Below are 21,218 nucleotides of genomic sequence, written 5' to 3'. Positions count from 1 at the left end.
TTTGTCTAATGCCGTATGCCATCGTTTTCATTGGTCTGGCAGAAAATTTTGTTAACAGCGCTTTCATATTATTTATTAATGATTGAATTGATGATTACAACAGATTGATTCACCTGCTGGATAGATTCCAGATATTTTAACTGAATATTGGTAGCCGTTTGCAGGGCAAAAAGATATTCTACATAAGAAATTTCCCCTGTTTTATATCCTAATTGGGCAGCCTTTACAATTTTCTCTGCATTGGGCAGTGCCTGGCTTGTATAATAATCATACTGCTGAATATCCTGCTGGTACTGACTAAAAGCGTTTTCCAATTGAGCAGCAAGTTGTTTCTTCTGCATTTTGGCATTGGTTTCCGCAACCTGTCTGTCATATTCCAATGCCTGAATTCTTGCTTTTGTTGCTCCAAAGGTCAAAGGAATTGCTACTCCCACTGTTGCCGACTGAAAACGTTTTCCTGAGTTATAAAAATTTTCCTGTCCGTTGATGGTATGAAGGCCTATCAAAGACTGATTGGTATATCCTAAGCTGAAATCAGGGAGTCCAAGAGATTTTTCAACTTTTTTATTTTTCTCAGCAATTTCCATTTCCTGATAAAAAGCTCTTACAGACGGGTTGTTGGCCACCACTGCACTGTCAAGTACATTTTCTGCTTTTAAAGGAACATAATCTTTATTAAACGGAACTTCAAAATCTTCTGAAGTGTTCATCAAAGTCTTTAAATTCTTATAAGCATTATTCAGAAAGACTTCATTTTGTCTGAGCAGCAGATCAATTTCTCCCTTTTGGGTTTCTGCAGTACTAATTTCAATCTTTTTGATATCACCCGCTTTGAATCTTACGGTTGCAATTCTGATAAATTCCTCATAATATTTATCCAGACTGGTCAGTTGGGCTTTATTATACTGAAGATATTCAATCTGATAATAATAGGTACGAACCTGTTTTATCAGTTCATTCGCTGTGATTTCTTTATCAATCTGCTTGCTTTTAATATTCTCATTAATTACATCTTTTCTTGCTTTAAAAAGGGTAGGAAAAGGAATGCTCTGTGAAATGGCAAACGACTGGTCAAACTTCGGACTGTTGTATTGTCCCAGTTGAGCTTCAAAGCTTAATTTAGGAAGCTCTTTCGCAGTTGCCCTTAATGCTTCCGCAGATTTAATGCTTAAATCTTTCGACTGTAAGGTTAAGTTATTATTGACTGCCTGTTCTACCGCTTGTTCTACAGAAACCGGTCTGGACTGCGCTTTAAAAGTTTGTCCCAGCATCATGAATCCTAAGACAAGAACTACTGTAAATGTTCCGGGATTATTGTTTTTTCTTTTCAAAATTTTTGTGTTAAAAATGATATACAGCATCGGCAAAACGAATAACGTAAGGAAAGTAGCTGTTACCAAACCACCAATTACTACTGTGGCAAGAGGTTTCTGTACTTCTGCTCCGGCTCCGGTGGAAATAGCCATTGGTAAAAACCCTAATGAAGCCACTGTAGCGGTCATTAATACAGGTCTCAATCTGGTTTTTGTTCCTTCAAATACTCTTTTCAGAATATCTGTTTCACCTTCTTTTTCTAACTGGTTGAATGTTCCTATCAAAACAATTCCGTTCAGTACTGCCACTCCAAACAGGGCAATAAATCCAATTCCGGCACTGATACTGAATGGCATATCTCTTATTAAAAGGGCAAATACTCCACCAATAGCACTCATAGGAATCGCAGTAAAAATCAATGCAGCTTGTTTGAATGAACGGAAAGTAAAATACAGCAGCATAAAAATAAGAAGCAATGAAACCGGAACAGCGATCATCAGACGTTTGCTTGCTTCCTGAAGGTTTTCAAACTGTCCACCATAGGTAAAGTAATATCCGGAAGGCAGTTTCACTTTATCCAGTTTTGCCTGAATATCTTTCACCACACTTTCTACATCACGGTCTTTTACATTAAATCCGATAACTATTCTACGTTTTCCCTGCTCACGGCTGATCTGTGCGGGTCCTAATTTGTAGCTTATATTTGCTACCTGCGATAGTGGAATCTGAGCTCCGGTAGCAGAAGTGATCATCAGATTATTCACATCCGAAATATCGGTTCTGTGAAGGCTATCCAGACGGACTACGAGATCAAAACGTCTTTCATTTTCAAAAACCTGTCCGGCAGCTTTTCCTGCAAAGGCTGTACTTACGGCATTATTGACATCTTCGATATTCAATCCATAATTAGCGATTCTTGTTCTGTCATATTGAACATTAATCTGCGGAAGACCGCTCACTCTTTCAATCTGAGGCGCAGTAGCCCCATCTACTGTCTGAATAATTTTCCCCACCTTATCTGCATACACGGCTAATGAATCAAGATTCTCTCCGAAAATCTTTACAGCAACATCCTGTCGGATTCCTGTCATCAATTCATTGAAACGCATCTGGATAGGCTGGTTTTTCTCAAAGAATACCCCTGGAATTGTTTCCAGTTTTTCACTGATCTCATCTGCCAGTTCGTCGTAAGATTTCTTGGTTTTCCATTCGCTTTGTGGTTTCAATACCACAATCATATCGGTTGCTTCAGGCGGCATAGGGTCTGTAGGAACTTCAGCGGAACCAGTTTTCCCGACTACCATTTTCACCTCATCAAACTGTTTGATAATTCTTGATGCCTGCATGGAGGTTTCTATACTCTGACTTAATGAGCTTCCCTGCGGTAAGATACAGTGAAATGCATAATCTCCTTCCTGCAGCTGAGGAATAAACTCACCACCCATATTTTTAAAAATAAACGCAGAGATAAGAAAGACTACAGCCGTTGCTGAAACAATTGCGTATTTCATTTTTATTGATTTCTGCAATAATGGCTGATAAATCTTTTGCAGGCTATTCATCATTTTATCAGAGAACGTTTCTTTGTGAGATATTTTCTTAGATAAAAACAGGGCGCTCATCATTGGAATGTAGGTCAGGGATAAAATTAAAGCTCCTAAAATGGCAAATCCTACTGTTTTTGCCATTGGAGTAAACATTTTCCCTTCCACTCCGGCCAAAGTAAGAATCGGGATGTATACGATAAGAATAATGATTTCCCCGAAAGCAGCGCTGCTTCTGATCTTTGAGGCAGAAAGAAATACTTCTTCATCCATCTCAGACTGCGTTAATGCACGGGCAGATTTCCTTACTCCTAAATGATGCAAGGTGGCTTCTACAATAATTACCGCACCATCCACAATTAATCCGAAATCTATTGCCCCAAGGCTCATCAGGTTGGCACTTACTCCAAAAACATTCATCATTCCCAGCGCAAACAGTAAGGAAAGCGGAATAGCAGAAGCCACGATAAGCCCTGCCCTAAGGTTTCCAAGGAAAATTACAAGTACGAAAATAACGATCAGTGCTCCTTCAACAAGGTTTTTCTGTACAGTATTGATAGCTCTGTCTACAAGATCTGTTCTGTCCAGAAACGGTTCTATGATAACATCATTGGGAAGAGATTTCTGAATGGTAGGAATTTTTGCTTTGATATTGTTTACCACTTCATTACTGTTCGCTCCTTTCAGCATCATCACGACTCCACCTACGGCATCTACTTTTCCGTCATAGGTTAATGCACCGTAACGAACAGCACTTCCTAACCGAACATCAGCGACATCTTTGATAAAGATCGGAACGCTTCCTGTTTCATTTTTAACGGCTATGTTTTTGATGTCTTCAAGGGAGGTTACTAACCCTATCCCACGGATAAAATAAGCATTGGGCTTTTTATCAATATAAGCTCCTCCTGTATTCTGATTGTTTTTTTCAAGCGCTGTAAATATTTCAGTAATACTTGTTCCCATTGCTTTTAAACGATTGGGATCAATGGCCACTTCATATTGTTTTAATTCTCCTCCGAAACTGTTGATTTCTGCCACTCCCGGCGTTCCGTTCAGCTGTCTTCGAACGATCCAGTCCTGCATGGTACGGAGTTCTTTGGCATTGTATTTCTTTTCGCTTCCTTTTTTAGGGTGAAGAATATACTGATATACTTCTCCAAGGCCTGTACTTACAGGGGCCAGCTCAGGAGTTCCTACTCCTTTTGGAATTTCTTCCACTGCATTTTTCAGTTGTTCATTAATGAGCTGTCTCGCAAAGTACACATCTACATTTTCTTTGAACACCACTGTAATCACAGAGAGCCCGAATCTTGAAATACTTCTTGTCTCCTGAATATCGGGAACATTGGCAATACTTTGCTCAATGGGAAAAGTAACCAGCTGTTCTACTTCCTGTCCCGCCAATGTAGGACATACGGTAATGATCTGCACCTGATTGTTGGTGATATCCGGCACAGCATCTATTGGCAATCTGGTGGCACTCCACGTTCCCCAGATGATCAGTACCAGAGTCATCAACCCAATGATCACCTTATTTTTAATACTGAATTTTATGATTTTATCTAACACGATTTTTAGGTAATTTTTATTGAAAATGAATGCACACAGCATAAAATACTGCAGCAAAAATATCCTGAAAACCTCTGCAATGGTATTGCAAAGTTTTCAAGCACAGTTAAGTATTAGAAAGCATAACTTTCTAAAAGTCAATAAAAATTAAATTTTAGGAGGCTGCCAGATAGGATCGTAGATCTGGTAGGCAAAGTCGTTTTTGTGAAATAAGATCTTCTTCGAAAAGTAAGCAGGGATCTGCTCAGGAATTTCTAATAAAGGATCCATTTTAAATGCTGAAACCGTCATCTGACAGCAGCTGCATGCACACAGTGGAGAACAGATATCTCCTTTTTCTGTAGAATGAACACCGTGAATACTTAATGAGATCTTATTATCTCCTGAATTCAACGGATGGGACGTATCTTCACATGGCATCAATGATAACGCCATGAAATAAAATGCAAGTATCCATCTTAAGAGGTTCATTGTTACAAAGGTAGAGATTTTTTCTAAGATTATGGTTAATCATTATATGGGTTGGTCATTAATACATAATTTTTAGTAAAGCTCATTTAGCCCAATAATGTTTAGTTTAAAAAAAACATTCATAAATATGATTATTACAATTAAAACCATAAAATTACAAACATTAATTAAAAAAAACCACAAAATTAATTATTTTTCATTAAAAAAAGTTAATAACCAAAATAATAACCAGTGTTTGATGTATTTTTTTTATAAATTCACAATAAATATTTTTATATAAAAAAATAAATTTTATGCGACAATATTTGTCGCCGCTTAAGTACACTTTTACAAAAAATATAATTTATATTAATAATTATGAAAACACAATTATTTTCGATTGCACTACTAGTTTCATCATTTACATTTGCACAAAGTTGGAATCTTACAGGAAATACAGGAACCAATTCATCCAACAACTTTATTGGGACTACAGATTCCCAGCCATTGATTTTAAAATCTAACAGTATTGAAGGTATCCGGATTAAGCCTAATGGGAATGTGGGAATCGGAACTGCAAATCCTGATACTAAATTACATGTAGCTCAAGACAATACAAACAACCAAAATTTGGTTTTAGGAAAATTTTCATCTTTCGGACCAACCGGGGGTACCGCTCTAGTTAGTTTAACATATAATAGCACTACTGCTAATCTGGAAGTAAATTCTACCTACGCAGGCAATGGCTTCAGATATGGAACTTATGGTGATTTTAATATTGAAAATGAGATTACAGCCCCTGATTTTGGAGCGATTAATTTTATTACAAACAAGAAAGTACAGCTTGCCATTAAACCCAATGGAAATGCTTCATTACAAGGTAAACTTGAAGCCAAAGAACTAAAAGTAACCCTAACTCCTACCGCTGATTTTGTATTTGATGAAAAATACGATCTTCCAAAATTAGAAGAAGTTGAAAAACATATCAAAGAGAAAAAGCATCTTCCAGAAATTGCAGCTGCAAAAGTAATGGAAAAAGAGGGCGTGAATGTAGGTGAATTCCAGATTAAACTATTACAAAAAATAGAAGAACTTACGTTGTACTCAATTGATCAGAATAAACAAATAAAACAACAGTCAGAACAGCTTAAACAGCTTCAGAACGAAAATGAGGTTTTAAAAGCTCAATCTGCAAAAATTGAAAAATTAGAACAACAGGTTCAACAACTCTTATCAACACAAAAATAAACATCAATGAAAAGAAAATTACTCTCACTATCATCCCTGATGATAGGCTTTTTTGGTTTTTCCCAAACCGAAATTTATTTCAAATATGATGAAGCTGGAAATCAGAGATACAGAGGAATTGATGCTGCTGGCAAAAAGGCCGAAGAAATCGTCTCAAAAGAGTCAAAAGTAGCAGCCGTTGCCAGACAAGTTCCTGTTATTGATGAGAAAACATTCTTGAAACAAATACGCCTTTACCCCGTTCCTGTCAACGACTATCTTACCATAGACTGGACAGAAGAAGTAGATGGATTAATAGAATCTGTTTCATTGTACCAACACAACACCGTCCATTGGAAATTCCAACAACAGAATATTCCAAACTTAAATCGTCAGATCAAAATCAATATGACAGGTTATGACTGGGGGGTGTATGTTGTTCGCTTTACACTAAAAGACGGCAGAATTTTCAGTAAAAACATCACCAAACGATAAGAAGCATGAAACTTTACGATAAGAAAATACAACTATTTTCATCATTTATTTTGTCCTTATGTTCAGTTTTGGGCTTTTCACAGACCATACTATATCAGGCAGAAACTACATCCCGTACAGTTCAGGATCCACAAACAGTGGTACTTGCTCCAGGGTTTCAGGCTAAAGCCTCTGTTTCAAATCCTTTCGTAGCCAAAATAGGACCTGCTACGGAGAATCCTGGCGGGGGTCCTACAGATTCAAATGCGGGGGCTAATAATCCATCGGGAACAATTGTTGCCGACAGCATTAAATTTCATGATACCAAAGGAAATATAGAAGTCAATCAAGCCGGACAACTCCAATTTACATTACCTATAGCTCTTCCACCAGGCATTAAAAATGTAGCACCACAGGTAAACCTGATGTATACCAGCGGTTCAGGAAATGGGATTGCAGGATATGGATGGAATATTTCAGGAATTACAACCATCTCAAGAATTGGAAAAAATATTGAACAGGATGGAGAATCCAAAGGAATCCAATTAAATTATTCAGATTATTATAGTTTTAATGGACAAAGATTGATTCTAAAATCTGGAGAATATGGCAAAGATGGAGCAGAATATGTAACAGAGAAATATTCTAATATTAAGATAAAATCAATCGGGCAAAATTCTGGACAAACCGGCCCTCTTTATTTTGACGTAACTTTTGAAGATGGCTCTCAAGCTTTATATGGACTGAACGCAGATGCCAGAACTTCTATTGAGTACAACATTAATGTGTGGAAGGATAGCCAAGGGAACTATATTTCTTATAATTATATACAAGGAAATGGGGTCACTACAATACATAATATATCATGGGGAGGAAATGAGAATTTAAATAAGCCCCATTTCAATACAATCGAATTCACATATATCAATAGATCTATAAGAGAACAATCTTATATAAATGGAGTAAGCCTTATACAAAACAACTTATTAAAAGAAATTAAAGTAACTTCAAACGGAAGCCAGTTCAAGAGATATAAAGTAGAATATACCAATAATAACACAAACTATCTATTTGCTAATAAGATAACTGAATACAATTCGAATAACGAACCTGCAAATCCTATAATTTTTGAAAACGAGCCTGACCCAGCCAGCATTGACAGCAACCTATTCAGACAAGATGACAGATTTGATAATATTCGTGGGGATAACATTCTTTCTGGAGACTTTAATGGAGATGGTAAACTGGATTTCCTTAATGGAAAAACTTTAATGCTGGGAAGATTAGACGGGACTGGTAATTTTGTAAATGTTAATTACACCGGAACGGCATTATCCATAGGAACATATGCCGATATTAACACACCTTTTAGCGACCAGGTACTAATAACAGGGGCTATAAATAGAAATTTAAAGAAAAGTACTATTTACTTTTACAAGTATGCTAACAATACTTTTATTAATATAGCAACTAAAGATATTGATTTAACTGCTTATCCACAGCTTTTTGAAGCTGCGGACCCAGATGAGCTTAGATGCCATTTTGACGGCAGCACCAATAGAATAGATGCAAAAGAAGTAGATTTCAATGGTGATGGTATATCTGAGTTAATTCTCATGATCAAAAATGAACATATGTGGACCTGTCAGGATTACAATTCCAGCTATACATGGCCGGAAACTACAGGCGTAGATATGAATTTTTATGTTGATTTTAAAAATAATATATTTTCTCCCATTAACGATGCTAATTTTTATGTTGATTATAAAAATACAATAAATATTGATCTTGATGGAGACGGGAAAATCGAACTTCTACATAGACTACCCGGAATATTAACATTTTTAACCTTCGACATACAAAATTCTAAATTTGAGAAAATATATCCTGATATCCAAGCTGGAAATAGCGGATATAATGGCAGTCTTCCACCAATCATAGGAGATTATAACGGTGATGGAAAAACAGATATTTTAGTTCCTGTAGCAATAGATTCTTCTGATTGGAATATGTATATTTCCTCGGGGAAAGGATTTGTTCAACAATACTATTCAAATCTTTTTTTATATAAGCCGGAAGATACTGGTGCCGGAAGAAAATTCAGAAATACTTTAAGGTCTTATTGGGCTCCGGATTTAAATAAAGATGGGAAAAGTGATTTTTTAGTATTTGAATCACAGAAATGGTTTAGAGATTGTCTAACATGCGTAAATAATCCTGATTCAAGCTATGGATTTAATTATTTTAGAAATACTGGTGTAGATTCTACAGGTAAGCCAACTTTTACATTTAATTATAATCTCAATCCTAAAGAAGCAACAGATGCAGGAAATATTGAAGACGAAGACATTAACTATTCAAAATATGGAGAACATTATACTCCTATGTTTGGATCTTTCAGGTTATCGAAATTAAACACTGAATTTATTATTTTACATAAGACAAAATTAATCACCTGGAATTTAGAGGCAAAAACGGATGTTATTTCAAGAATAAAGTCAATCAGCCAAAGTGGAATTAAAACTCAAATTGATTATTCAAATTTAGTCAATGGTAATGTATATAAATCTTATTATACTACATCACCTATTTTCTATCCATATGCAAACATAATTCAAAACTTCAACTACTATGTAGTTTCTGCAGTTACTCAGGGAGAAAGAAAACAAGAATTCAGGTACAGGGATCTTATTGGAAATCTTAATGGAAGAGGAATTATAGGCTTTAGGCAAACAGCAAGATCTACTTTTTTCACTGACCTGTTTGTAAATACTAAAATATGGAATGGTTCTGAAATTAATCCGCTAAATGAAGGGCTTCCATATAAAGACTGGTCTATCAGAACTACTGACGAGAGCAAGATATTTCCCGATGACATTTCACTGAATAATTATCAATTATTATCTTTCAAACAATACGATTATAAAATTGACAAACTTTTAAACGGGACTGTCATTACAAATACAATAGCCCCTGTCAATAAACCTAAAATTGTCACTGCAATTAATCCATATATTACAGTTTCAAAAGATTTTCTGAGAGATATTAAAACCGTTAATAAGGTAGAAGAATATGACAATTTATATTTTCCAAAAAAATCTGTAAAAACGATTAACGATGGCTATGCTATTTTAACAACACAGTTAGAATATTATCCAGCTAATACAACTCAGGGAAGCAATTATAGTATTGGTAAACCTAAAAGCAAAACAGATACAAATCAAGCTTATGGAGACACTAAATCTACCAAAGAAGAATATACTTATGAAAACAACCTTCTAAAAACTCTTAAAGTCTGGAATAGAGATAATACAGGATATCTGTTAGATTCATATAACTATGATGGGTTTGGAAATATTACAGAAACAATAGCAAGCAACAGTCTGGATTATCAAACTCAAACCAGCAGTAATAAATATGATGAAAAAGGAAGGTTTGTTACTAAGAAAACAGATAATCTAGGTCTACAAACCAACATCATTTACAATGATTGGGGGCTTGTTACAAAACAAACTGATCCTCTTGGAAATACTTTAATAAATGAATATGATGGTTGGGGAAAAGTTTTAAAGTCCAAAACTAATTTAGGAGGAACTACTACGAATGAATATAAAAAAGATCAACAATATAATTCCACAGTAATTCAGTATGACCCTGACGGAAATATTTCAAAAAAATACACCAATAAATGGGGACAAGAATACAGAACAAGTACAAAAGCATTTGAACAAGGCTATTATATTTCTATGGATACTCAATATGATATCTTGGGAAGAAAAAAAGCTGAAAGCGAACCTTATGGCGAAGGATTGAGCCCATGGCAATGGAATGTTATAGAATATAATGATTCTTTCTATCCAGCTAAAGTTAAAACCACAGCATTGGCAACGCTCAATAACTGGGGTGGAGTTTCTTCTTTTTCTGGAAAACAGATGGAAACATTTGTTTCAGGAACTATAACTACTTCCACCGAACTTAATGGATACAATAGGGTTACATACAAAACCACGGATGCTTTGGGAAATACCACATCCACAACTGATCTAGGTGGATCCATAGTCTTCTCCTACAATGCAGCAAGTGAACAGATCAAAGCTCAATATGCTGAAAATATTGTTACAACAAAATATGATACCTGGGGAAGAAAGTCAGAGTTTAATGACCCATCCAACGGTATTTACAAATACGAATATGATGGATTTGGACAACCTAAAAAGGTTACCAGCCCTAAAGGAACAAAAGAGTATATCTATGATAATCTGGGGCAATTAATCTCCCAAAAAGAGATCTCTACAGTAGATGGTGGGCAAGCTACCAATAAAACAATATCGTTTGTATATGATGACAAAGGAAGGTTAACTTCAAAATCAGGAACATCCAATGGAAAAACATATAGTTCGACTATTACTTACGATCCACAAGGCAGAATCTTATCATCCTCTGAAAGCAGTAATGAAAGATATTTTATTCAAAAAGGAATTACTTATGATGATAAACTAAGGGTTACGTCTTATGAAAAGCAGCTATTCTCTGCAGGAGTATTAACTAAAGTCCAGATAGAAAATGTTTATAGTGCCTGGAATGGAGATTTATATCAGATCAAGGATAAAAACTCAGGGAAAGTTTTATGGGAACTTAAAAATTTAGATGCAAAAGGACATGTTCTCAAAGCTCAATTGGGAGCGGCTGAGATTAATCAAACATATGAACCTGATGGAACTTTAAATCAGGTAAATCATGGATCAGCAGTTAAACCACATATTTTAAGACTTTCATACACTTTTAATCCTATTAAAAATGAGCTGGAGTCAAGAAGTACAGGTGGAGATTTTTATATTCCGGAATCATTTGACTATGACAACAACAACAGGCTGATCAATTGGAGCAACCCTGTAACAGGAACTAAAACACAAAATGCAATCCTGAATACTTATGATGCAAAAGGAAGAATCTTAGAAAATAATCAGATAGGAAAAATCAAATTTGAAAATTCAACTAAGATCTACCAGCCAACAGGAATGACCTTAAATGCTGCAGGAGAACAAAATTATAATAATGACCTAATTCAAACTATCGCTTATAATGAAAACAATGATCCTGTATTCGTTGATGGAATGAAGGGTGATGTAGCCTTCCAATATGGACTGACTGCAATGAGACAAAGGGTGACTTACGGAGGCAATTTTAATGCCGACGGAAATGGAAAATTCACTAAATTCTATAGTGAAGACGGAAGTTTCGAGGTAACAAAAGACAATATCACAGGTAAGGAAAAACATATTCTTTATATTGGTGGATCTCCTTACGAAAGCTCTATTATTTATGTTAAGAATTATAATGAAACATTCGCTTCCTATAAATTCTTGCATAAGGATTATTTAGGCAGTATCTTAGCCATTAGTGATGAGGCCGGAAACAAATTGGAACAAAGGCACTTTGATGCTTGGGGTAACCTAACTCATCTTCAGATTGGCAGCGGGCAGATAATAACTGATGTAAATAAAATACAGGAAATTGTAAATACCGGAGGGTTATTGCTCGAAAGAGGTTATACTTCTCATGAACATTTTATGGAAGTTGGAATCATTCATATGAATGGAAGATTATATGATCCGTTATTGAGGAGATTCTTAAATGCAGATGAAAACATTCAGGATGCTTACAATACACAGAGTTATAACAAATATGGATATGTAATGAATAATCCATTAATGTTTAATGACCCTAATGGTGAGTATGCACTTCCTGCCGCTATGCTTGTTGCATTTGCCGCCGCAATTGTTACTTCCATCACCGGTGATTATATTATGAACAGGCCAGTTAACATAGGAAGTCTATATCAATCAGTAACTCTTGCTGCTATGACCTCTTATTTAACATTTGGTGTCGGTGAACTTTTTAGAGCGGGAGGGCAGATAGCAAATTCATTAAGCCAGACAAGCCTGATTATTGCTAGAGCTGGAGCCCATGCTATAACCCAGGGAACGCTTTCCTACATGCAGGGAGGAAACTTCTGGAGTGGAGCTTTAAGCGGAGCCTTTGCAAGTGCTTCTAATGATTTGTTAGATTTGGCCGTAAAAAATGTAGGTGAAAATAATATACTTAGAAGTGACGGTTTTGCTCTATTCAACGGAGCTGTAAGTGGCGGTGTTGGTTCTGTGCTTGGAGGAGGAAACTTCTGGATGGGTGCAGGGCAGGGACTTATGGTTACAGCATTTAATTATCTTGCGCATAAGGAAAGTACAGCTATTGAAGAAAGCCCTGACAATGGTTACGACGAAAATGGAAAGAAAATAAATAATGTTGGCGGTGATAAGACAGACTACATTCTACGAAAAACTCAACTTGGAGGAGAAGATGTGCATGCTATACTAGAAAGCACAGAAGTCAAACAGACTTATGGTCCATATGGAAACCATGAAGGCTATGGATATAGAGCACATAATCAGTTACAAAGCCCAACTTTATATGATCCGAGTTTTGATTTAATGTCAACATTTGCTGGCTCTGGTAGTACAATAAAATCACTCGGTAGCTTTAGCTATAAGTTTTTGAGAGGCTCAGGCGGAAAAATAAATGGCTTTTCCATAGGAACCAGACCTGGGTATGGGGCACAACCTAGATTAGATTTTCATAAACTAAGTAACACTATGAAATCTAGAGCAACAAGTCGCATGACAATACCAAAGGTATTAGATGGAAAAAAACTCTTTCACTATCATAGGGGAAAAGGTAGTAATTTAAGATATCATAGACCTTGGGAAATAGGTCCAGACTTAAAAAGAAGATGGTAATTATAATACAAATACTATTAATAAAATGGAATTGATACAATTTTACAACTATTATATACCTGCATTAGAACTAGCGTTAAGTGAAGAAAACATAAATAAAGCAACATATAACATTAAAGATCCTACACAATTTTTAGTAGAAGATAAAAATATATTGAAAGAAATTGATTTATTTTTAGATAATGCTTCAGGTGAAAATATTTTTTTGGATATGGTAGCGTATTATTTTGATGCAATTTCTCATAATTTTTCATCAATAAATAATAGAGATATAAATGACATTAGGCTGCTAATTTGGGAGAATATTTATGATATAAAAAAAAAGTATAATATTAATTAATTTGCAAATATTATCATTGAAATTATTTTCTATGGTAGTGTTCTAGGTAGTGTAGATCTGAACTTATAGGAGGAAACTTTTGGATAAGCGCAGGACAGGGATTAATGGTTACTGCTTTTAATTTTCTAGCGCATAAAACAGAAACCACTAATAAAATACGAAGTAAAATTGATAAATATTACAATGACAAATCTGTGGCAGACGCTTCCGTAAAAGAAGGCTTTTTAAATGATTTAGCAAAAATTTTCCCGGAAATTTATGAACTTACTGCTAAGAACTTTGCTATTGCAAATGAAGGAAATTTAAAACAATTTAACGAAAGCACAGGAGAAGATTATGTGCTTATTGGCAAAACAATAGTCAGTAATAGTGGTAATGGAGAAAATATCAATGGCATAACATCTATGAAAGATGGAAGTGTTTTGATTTCTCCACATAGAACGAGAACTGCATTAGGATTTGCAGCAACGTGGTATCATGAAGGAGTTCATTCATTGCATCTTATCACAGGAATATTTGAAACGTGGAAAATAAGATATGGAGCAAAAGAAGCAATAAGAATTACTGAATTTTACGCACATAGTATGACAGATGCTATGTCTGGTCTAAGTATGACATCCTCTCTGGCATTTAGTAGGTACTATCCCTCATTATATATTCAATCATTATCTTCATTTTTAAAACCATAAAAGATGAAAAATATAATTTTAATTATTCTATTAGCAGGGACTATAAAATCAGACTGCTATGATTTTCAAATAATTACAAAAATCATTGAAAATCAATATTTAAACGTGAATATCAAAAACAATAGTAAAAAGACATTAATTTTTTATAATGGAGACTTTGAAAGCATTTTAAAAATAGTAGATGAAAATGGGGTAGAAAATATTGGAGAGATCACGAGTATGTTTTCTGGAGAAGATTATTTAGACTATCAATTTGATTACAGTAAAAACTTAATAAACAAAACAATGAAAAAGTATTCTATATCTTTTCATGATGCTGTAGTTTATCTTCATTATAGAAAAAAATATATTTTAATTATGCCTAATATGGCTATGGATGTAAATCTACCAATTGTTAACAGAAACTATAAGATGGCCTATAAATTAGATTCTACAAAATCATATTTTCTCACTATATCAACTGTATTTTCTACAGAATATATTCCTAAATATGTCAAGGATTCGTTAGAATCTAAAAATGTTCAAATAATAACTCCTAAGATAAATTCAAATAAAATCAATATAAATATGGATAAATTTTTCAGAAAACATAAACATCTTTATATGAAATAATGTGATTTCCAAATTCCACAAAAAAAACGTATACAAAAAAAAATATATTTAAAGCTACAGCCTAAAAATTTGCGCAACTTTTTATTTACTGATAATAATGAGCTTTTATCAAGCTCCGTAATCACTTTTAATAAAAATGAAAACGTGGATAACTTGCCATGTAATACCAATTGGAAAGACAAGGAGATTACAATCAGGTTGAAGCAAAACTATATGAATTTATTTACCTACGTATAGGTTACAATTTCCAGATGAATTTGTACAGAAGTAAGTAAAAATGTTTCAGAGATGTTAACAAAACAATGAGTAAAATCAATCCCCCGATCATTCGGGGGATTTTTATTTCACAAAAAAACCACCGCAAAAGCAGTGGCTAAAAATCAAATCTAATTATAAGTATGTCCTCTTATAAGTTCGGGTTGTTTTCAGATTCTCTTTGTGGAATACTGAATAAATAATAATTACTGTTGGCTGTGAAAGCAGATTTATCCGGGAAATCGAGAACAGAATGCCCCCTACCATCTACTGTTTTCACCGTACCATCTGGTGTAGTAATCTGAACTTTTATCGGTTTGCCATCAGCATCTACAAACGGTTTTCTTACTACAGCTCCCTGCGTTCTGATAATATCTGAAAGGGAAAATCCCTCTCCAAATAATTCTTTTCTTCTTTCGACCAGGACTGCTGCTACAACCTCATTCTGTGATAATGAACCATTATAAATATTGGCATTTCTGGCAGATTTCAACTGATTCAGAACGGCTACTGCCTGAGAGACATTTCCAGTTCTGGCTTCAGCTTCAGCTTCAATCAGATACATTTCAGCAGCTCTCATATAAACGATATCTGCAATAAGGGTTGGTTTAAATTTAAACTTAGCATACCTCAGTAGTCCTTCCCTTCCTTTTTGTCCGTCCCATGAAAATAACTGGGATCTGATATCATTGCCATCAAAAAGATCTTTAAAATAAGGATCCGCCATAAAGCTGTAATAATAACTTCCTGATGAAGATACATCCAGATAATGGAAAGCATAACTTGCATCAGACTGTTCCTGCGTTTGCCCATGACCCCAAATCCATTCTGCATTGTTGATATCATTAAAGCCATCTTTATATTTTTCAGGAGCCATCAGAGGGAACCCTTCTCTTGCAATCTTCGCAGATGCTAAAGCTTTACTCCATTCACCTGTATTCAGGTAAGTTCTGGCCAAAAGCCCATTCACTACGGCACGGTTGATTTTATCTTTGTTATTTCTCGTATAAGTTTTTAACAGGTTATCTGCATCAGTAAGATCACTTTTAATCAAAGTATAAATCTCTTCAAGACTTGCTCTCTTCTTCCCTACTGTAGTTGTTGTGGAAGGTTCAGTATAAATAGGTGCCGTCAAAGCCGACTTATCTTTCAGATAGCTGAACTGATAAAAGCTTGCCAGATTCAGATAACAGAAAGCACGCAATGCTTTAGCCTGACCTTTCACCTGATTCTTTTTCTCCTGACTGCCTTCCGTTCCATCAATTCTTGTAATCACATTATTCATATTATTGATGGTGGAATACAACATCGTCCAAATAAATAAAGGTCTGCTTGCTGTACTGTTTACCATTTCAGTAAATGCATAGGTAGAAGCAAAACCATATTTATTAGTCAATACAGCCACATCACTTCCCATCGCATCACTGGCTCTTAAAACTGTGGAATACCCGATATTGGCATATGTTGTTCCGTCATTATTAAATTTTGCCCACGTACCGTTTACTACAGTTTCTGCACTTTCAGCTGTTTTGAAAACTTCTACGCTGCTAGCCTGATCAGTCGGAGCAGTATCCAGTTCACTTTCACAGCTTGTCAGCGACAAAAATCCGATAAGTGCAAACGATATGTATTTTAATTTTTTCATTGTTTCAATTTTAAAAGGTTAAAGAGTTGCCTGAAGCCCAAAAGTGATAGTTCTCATGGCAGGATATCTGTAATACGTTGTTCCGTCCAAGGCCTGCTCAGGATCCATTCCTTTATGTTTATAGAAGGTCAGAAGATTTTCTGCCTGGATATAAATTCTGAATTTCTTAAGTCCTATTTTCTCAAAATAATCCTCAGGAAGAGTATATCCTAAGCTTACATTTTTAAGTCTTGCATAGGTTCCGGAGTAAAGAAATCTTGAAGAGGTTGATGTCCAGTTATTCGTTGTTGTACTCAATCCGGGAACATCTGTATAAGGATTTTCCGGGGTCCATCTGTTTAACATTTCAGCGCTCCACGCACGTCCTCCGGCACTTCCGTTATGCATGATGGAAGTATAATCGGTATCTAAAATTTTTCCTCCGATTTTGAATGTCAGTAATCCTGAAAAATCAAAATTCTTATAGGTGATACTGGTACTGATTCCTCCTGTCAGTTTAGGCAAAGCTGAACCTTGTAACAGCTTTGTGGCTTTTGAATATTCCGAAGTCGTTCCTTCTACTGAATTTCCGCTGGCATCGGTAGTAACTGTTTTCCACAAAGGCTTTCCATTGCTTGGATCAACTCCAGCCCACTCCGGAATAAAGAAGTCGTATACCGAACCTCCTACTGTCAACAGCTTAGTTCCTACTACAAGAGAACCTCCGGGTAGTTTCGTTACCTTATTGTTTAAAGTACTCAGATTCACATCTACATTCCATTGGAAATTATCATTCTTAATGGGTGTTGTGAATAATGAAAATTCAAATCCTGTATTCTGAATGGTTCCGATATTCGCCGGATAATCACTGATTCCCAATGATGGTGCTACAGGCATATTAAACAAAAGGTCCTGACTTTTTCTTTTAAAATATTCGATATTTCCTTTAATTCTGTTATTCAGAATTGCGAATTCCAATCCTACATTTAAATTAAGGTTGGTTTCCCACTTTACATTATTGGTAGACGTTTTTTCCAGTGTTGTTCCCGGTTCTCCTCCAAGACTGATAAATCTGTACAACTCCTGATAAGCATAATAAAGCGGCTGTCCGTTTGGTCTAAGCAGTTTATCATTTCCTTGTCCTCCGTAGCTTGCACGCAATGTCAATTGGTTGAATACGTTTAAACTTTTAATAAATTCTTCATTGGAAATCTTCCATGAACCTCCTACTGACCAGAATCTTCCCCATCTGTTATCTTTTGCAAATCTTGAAGAGCTGTCTGCCCTTCCTGATGCAGATAAGAAATAGGTATTGTTGTAATCATACTCTACTTTTCCAAGGAAACTCAATAAACTCAATTTATTACTGTTTCCGCTGAAACTTCCCAGTAAAGAAGCGGCATCCGGCTCATAATAATAAGGCAGCGAGAACTGACTTCTTGTTCCGGAGATTGTCTGATAATCATATTTATAGAATTCGTGTCCTGCCAATGCATTGACATGATGTTTTCCAAACCTTTTATCATACGTCAGAATATTACTGGTGGTATAAGATAATGTTCTGGTATTGGTTTTCGTTACTGAACCTCCAATTTCAGCACCTTGCCCCAATAATGGATTTGAATAATAATGTCCGTTATAATTCACCAAATCAACAGAGAAACTCGTCTTGAATTTCAGTTCCGGTAAGAAAGTGAATTCCATGAATCCTTTCCCTGAAAAGTTATCTTCTTTATTCTCGTTTTTGTCTAATGGTAAGGTTGCAGCAGCATTCTGATTTTGAAGCGCATTCGTAGGTCTGTATTTTCCAAAATCATAAATCGGGTTTCCATCAGCATCCAAAATATAAGTTCCGTCAGCATTTCTTTCATAATAAGGATAGAATGAAGGAATAAATCTTGCCGCATTGATGATGTTACTGGCTTTGGAATCTGAAGAAGTAGGTGCCTGCTGAATACTGTTTGTATAACTTAAGTTCACCCCAACATTCAGCCATTTTTTAACTTCAGAATTGATCTTTAATCGGGTATTATATCTTTTATATCCCGATTCAATTGCCATTCCTTTATCATCCAGATACCCCAGAGAGAAGAAATAATTACTTTTCTCACTTCCTCCGCTGATATCAAGATCCACCTGATTTCTTGAAGCCACTCTCTGCAAGATATCTCTCCAGTCATCATTCCAAAGTGGTGATGCGCCAGGTAATAGTTTTCCATCTGTACCTACCGGTTTTGGATAAGCTGTCCCATATGGATTAATCCCCAGTGAAGAAACAAGGTTGTCTGTTGCCATCTGAGCTGCCTGCTGAGAAGAAACTTTTCCGGATTGATATCCATTTCTCAATGCTTCCCAGTACAGTTGAAAATACTGATCTGTATTTACCTGTTCATAGTCTTTTACGGCTCTTCCGGAGAATCCCTGACTGATATTAAAATTAACTCTGGCCTCTCCTTTTTTACCTGATTTTGTAGTAATGATAATAATTCCGTTTGCTCCCCTTGAACCATACAAAGCACTTGCTGTAGCATCTTTCAAAACACTGATTGATTCAATATCGCTTGGGCTGATAGAGTTCAGGTTTCCATCGAAAGGAATTCCGTCTACAACGTATAAAGGATCACTGGAAGCACTGATTGAGCCAATTCCTCTGATTCTGATAGTAGAAACAGCACCTGGCTGGCCTGATGCACTGGTAGTCTGAATCCCTGCAACCTGTCCTTCTAATGCTTTCGTAATATTCGTTACAGGTCTGTTATTGATTTTATCACTGGAAATTGTAGCTACGGAACCGGTATAGCTGTTTCTTTTCGCTTTTCCGTAAGCTACCACTACTACTTCATCAATCTCTTTTTCATGAAGGCTATCTTTTTTCGGCTTGGAATTCTGTGCATTTACACTGATAATTCCCAGAAAAAAAGCAGCAACGGGAGGTATCCAAGTTTTAGAATTAAATAAATTTTTACTAATCATAATCAATTTTATTTATCATATATTAAAATTTAGCCCTTTGCAGAAAAGTCAGCAAAGGGCATCGATAAATACGATAAAACAAATGCTTATTTTTCCTTAAAAGGCTGAACGTAACACCTTGCCCAATGGGTAGGTTGTTAAGACTTCACAGGGTCAGTTCCCTCCATCTTTCTTTATAAGCCGATCGAAATATGTTTGCAAAGCTAAAAACTTTTAGTCTACAAAACAAGTAGACTTATTTATTTTTCATGATAAATTTTTAATAATTAACATAAAATTTTAATAAAACTCATTACAATAAGGAGTTGCAGTCGTTATCATTTATTCAAACATGACAAATATCATTATTAATAATTCAATGGAATAAATATTTGAGGAGACCTTAATTTTTGTATTATTAATTGAAAAAACTTTTTAATTTTATAGTATGAAAGTTTTGATCATCAACGGCCCTAACCTCAATCTGTTAGGCACAAGAGAACCGGAAATTTATGGAAATGTTTCCATGGAAAGTTATTTGGAAAATTTAAAATCCGAGTTTCAGTCTCATGAAATACAGTATTATCAGTCCAATATTGAGGGCGAGCTTATCAACAGGCTTCAGGAGGATAATTTTGATGCAGTGGTGATTAACCCGGGAGCATTTACCCATTATTCTTATGCTATCGCTGATTGTTTGAAGAATATCCGCAAGCCAAAAGTAGAAGTACATATCAGCAATATATACAAAAGAGAAGAATTCCGCCAGAAATCTGTGACGGCAGCGAATACAGATGCTGTTTTATCCGGCTTTGGAATGGATGGGTACAGATTGGCTTTATTGAGCTTGAAGTAATTTCATAACTTAAATATTCCTACAGATTTCTACAGATAATTAAGGAAAGTAAGAAAATAATTGATGAAGATAAAGGATAAGATTTATTGTAAAATCATTGGGCCATATTCCGGACAATTAACGAAGAGAAAATCTTATATTATCGAAGAAATCAACGTTGAAAATATAAAAGTCTGGAATAATGAGGGAAAACTTAGGTGGTATTCAAAGTTGTATTTCAGTGCAGACAATGAACCGGAAATCATTTCTATTAACATAGATGATCCAATAGAAAATATTGAATCTGATGCCATAGAAGTAACTATTACCTTTTCCAACAAAGTAAAATACTGGATGACCTTCGCTACTCCAAAGTATTTAGATAAGATATTGGACGAAGAATCTTACTTTTCTTCAAAACATTTTATGATCATAAAACATTTAACTGAAGAATCAATCAAATCAACGGTCTTAAAACTTGATGAACAGAATGAGTTGATTGAAAACTGTAAAAAATATTAATAAAAAAGCCTCAT

12 protein-coding genes and 1 riboswitch are annotated in these 21,218 nt (G+C 35.3%); of the genes, 8 read left to right on the top strand and 4 right to left on the bottom strand.

Features of this window, described 5'->3' with window-relative positions:
* Window positions 1-68: 68 nt before the first annotated feature.
* Both BUE84_RS01210 and BUE84_RS01205 read right to left on the bottom strand, forming a co-directional pair.
* Window positions 69-4,430, bottom strand: coding sequence for a CusA/CzcA family heavy metal efflux RND transporter (locus BUE84_RS01210; RefSeq protein ID WP_079243827.1), 4,362 nt, complete (start codon window positions 4,428-4,430; stop codon window positions 69-71).
* 147 nt (window positions 4,431-4,577) lie between these two features.
* Window positions 4,578-4,901: a DUF6660 family protein gene (locus BUE84_RS01205; RefSeq protein ID WP_079240189.1), complete on the bottom strand. Its 324-nt coding sequence runs from the start codon at window positions 4,899-4,901 to the stop codon at window positions 4,578-4,580.
* Between the two features lie 357 nt (window positions 4,902-5,258).
* Between BUE84_RS01205 and BUE84_RS24740 the strand changes: the two genes are divergently transcribed.
* The 6 genes from BUE84_RS24740 (at window position 5,259) to BUE84_RS01175 (ending at window position 15,016) form a co-directional block, all read left to right on the top strand.
* Entirely contained in the window at window positions 5,259-6,128 is an 870-nt protein-coding gene (locus BUE84_RS24740) for a cell wall anchor protein (RefSeq protein WP_238594344.1), read from the top strand.
* Window positions 6,129-6,134: 6 nt separating this feature from the next.
* On the top strand, window positions 6,135-6,602 hold the full coding sequence (locus BUE84_RS01195; protein ID WP_167595377.1) for a hypothetical protein: 468 nt from the start codon (window positions 6,135-6,137) through the stop codon (window positions 6,600-6,602).
* A 5-nt stretch (window positions 6,603-6,607) separates the two neighbouring features.
* On the top strand, window positions 6,608-13,375 hold the full coding sequence (locus BUE84_RS01190) for an RHS repeat-associated core domain-containing protein (RefSeq protein ID WP_079240187.1): 6,768 nt from the start codon (window positions 6,608-6,610) through the stop codon (window positions 13,373-13,375).
* A gap of 25 nt (window positions 13,376-13,400) precedes the next feature.
* Window positions 13,401-13,715, top strand: a complete 315-nt coding sequence (locus BUE84_RS01185; protein WP_079240186.1) for a hypothetical protein — start codon at window positions 13,401-13,403, stop codon at window positions 13,713-13,715.
* A gap of 104 nt (window positions 13,716-13,819) precedes the next feature.
* A complete protein-coding gene (locus BUE84_RS01180; RefSeq protein WP_079240185.1) occupies window positions 13,820-14,404 on the top strand; it encodes a hypothetical protein in 585 nt (194 codons plus the stop codon).
* A gap of 3 nt (window positions 14,405-14,407) precedes the next feature.
* Window positions 14,408-15,016, top strand: coding sequence for a hypothetical protein (locus BUE84_RS01175; protein WP_079240184.1), 609 nt, complete (start codon window positions 14,408-14,410; stop codon window positions 15,014-15,016).
* 406 nt (window positions 15,017-15,422) lie between these two features.
* On the opposite strand, the gene BUE84_RS01170 is transcribed toward BUE84_RS01175, so the two are convergent.
* Window positions 15,423-16,916: a RagB/SusD family nutrient uptake outer membrane protein gene (locus BUE84_RS01170; RefSeq protein ID WP_079240183.1), complete on the bottom strand. Its 1,494-nt coding sequence runs from the start codon at window positions 16,914-16,916 to the stop codon at window positions 15,423-15,425.
* Between the two features lie 18 nt (window positions 16,917-16,934).
* Window positions 16,935-19,868, bottom strand: coding sequence for a SusC/RagA family TonB-linked outer membrane protein (locus BUE84_RS01165; protein ID WP_079240182.1), 2,934 nt, complete (start codon window positions 19,866-19,868; stop codon window positions 16,935-16,937).
* A gap of 83 nt (window positions 19,869-19,951) precedes the next feature.
* Window positions 19,952-20,050: riboswitch (SAM riboswitch) on the bottom strand.
* A 245-nt stretch (window positions 20,051-20,295) separates the two neighbouring features.
* Between BUE84_RS01165 and BUE84_RS01160 the strand changes: the two genes are divergently transcribed.
* Together BUE84_RS01160 and BUE84_RS01155 are read left to right on the top strand one after the other, a co-directional pair.
* Window positions 20,296-20,703: a type II 3-dehydroquinate dehydratase gene (locus BUE84_RS01160; RefSeq protein ID WP_079240181.1), complete on the top strand. Its 408-nt coding sequence runs from the start codon at window positions 20,296-20,298 to the stop codon at window positions 20,701-20,703.
* A 63-nt stretch (window positions 20,704-20,766) separates the two neighbouring features.
* A complete protein-coding gene (locus BUE84_RS01155; RefSeq protein ID WP_079240180.1) occupies window positions 20,767-21,204 on the top strand; it encodes a hypothetical protein in 438 nt (145 codons plus the stop codon).
* Window positions 21,205-21,218: the final 14 nt, after the last annotated feature.

Origin of the sequence: Chryseobacterium indologenes (assembly GCF_002025665.1) — a bacterium.
Classification (GTDB): Bacteria; Bacteroidota; Bacteroidia; order Flavobacteriales; family Weeksellaceae; genus Chryseobacterium; species Chryseobacterium metallicongregator.
Note: the sequence above shows the minus strand (reverse complement) of the source record. Positions and strands in the feature narration are given on the sequence as shown.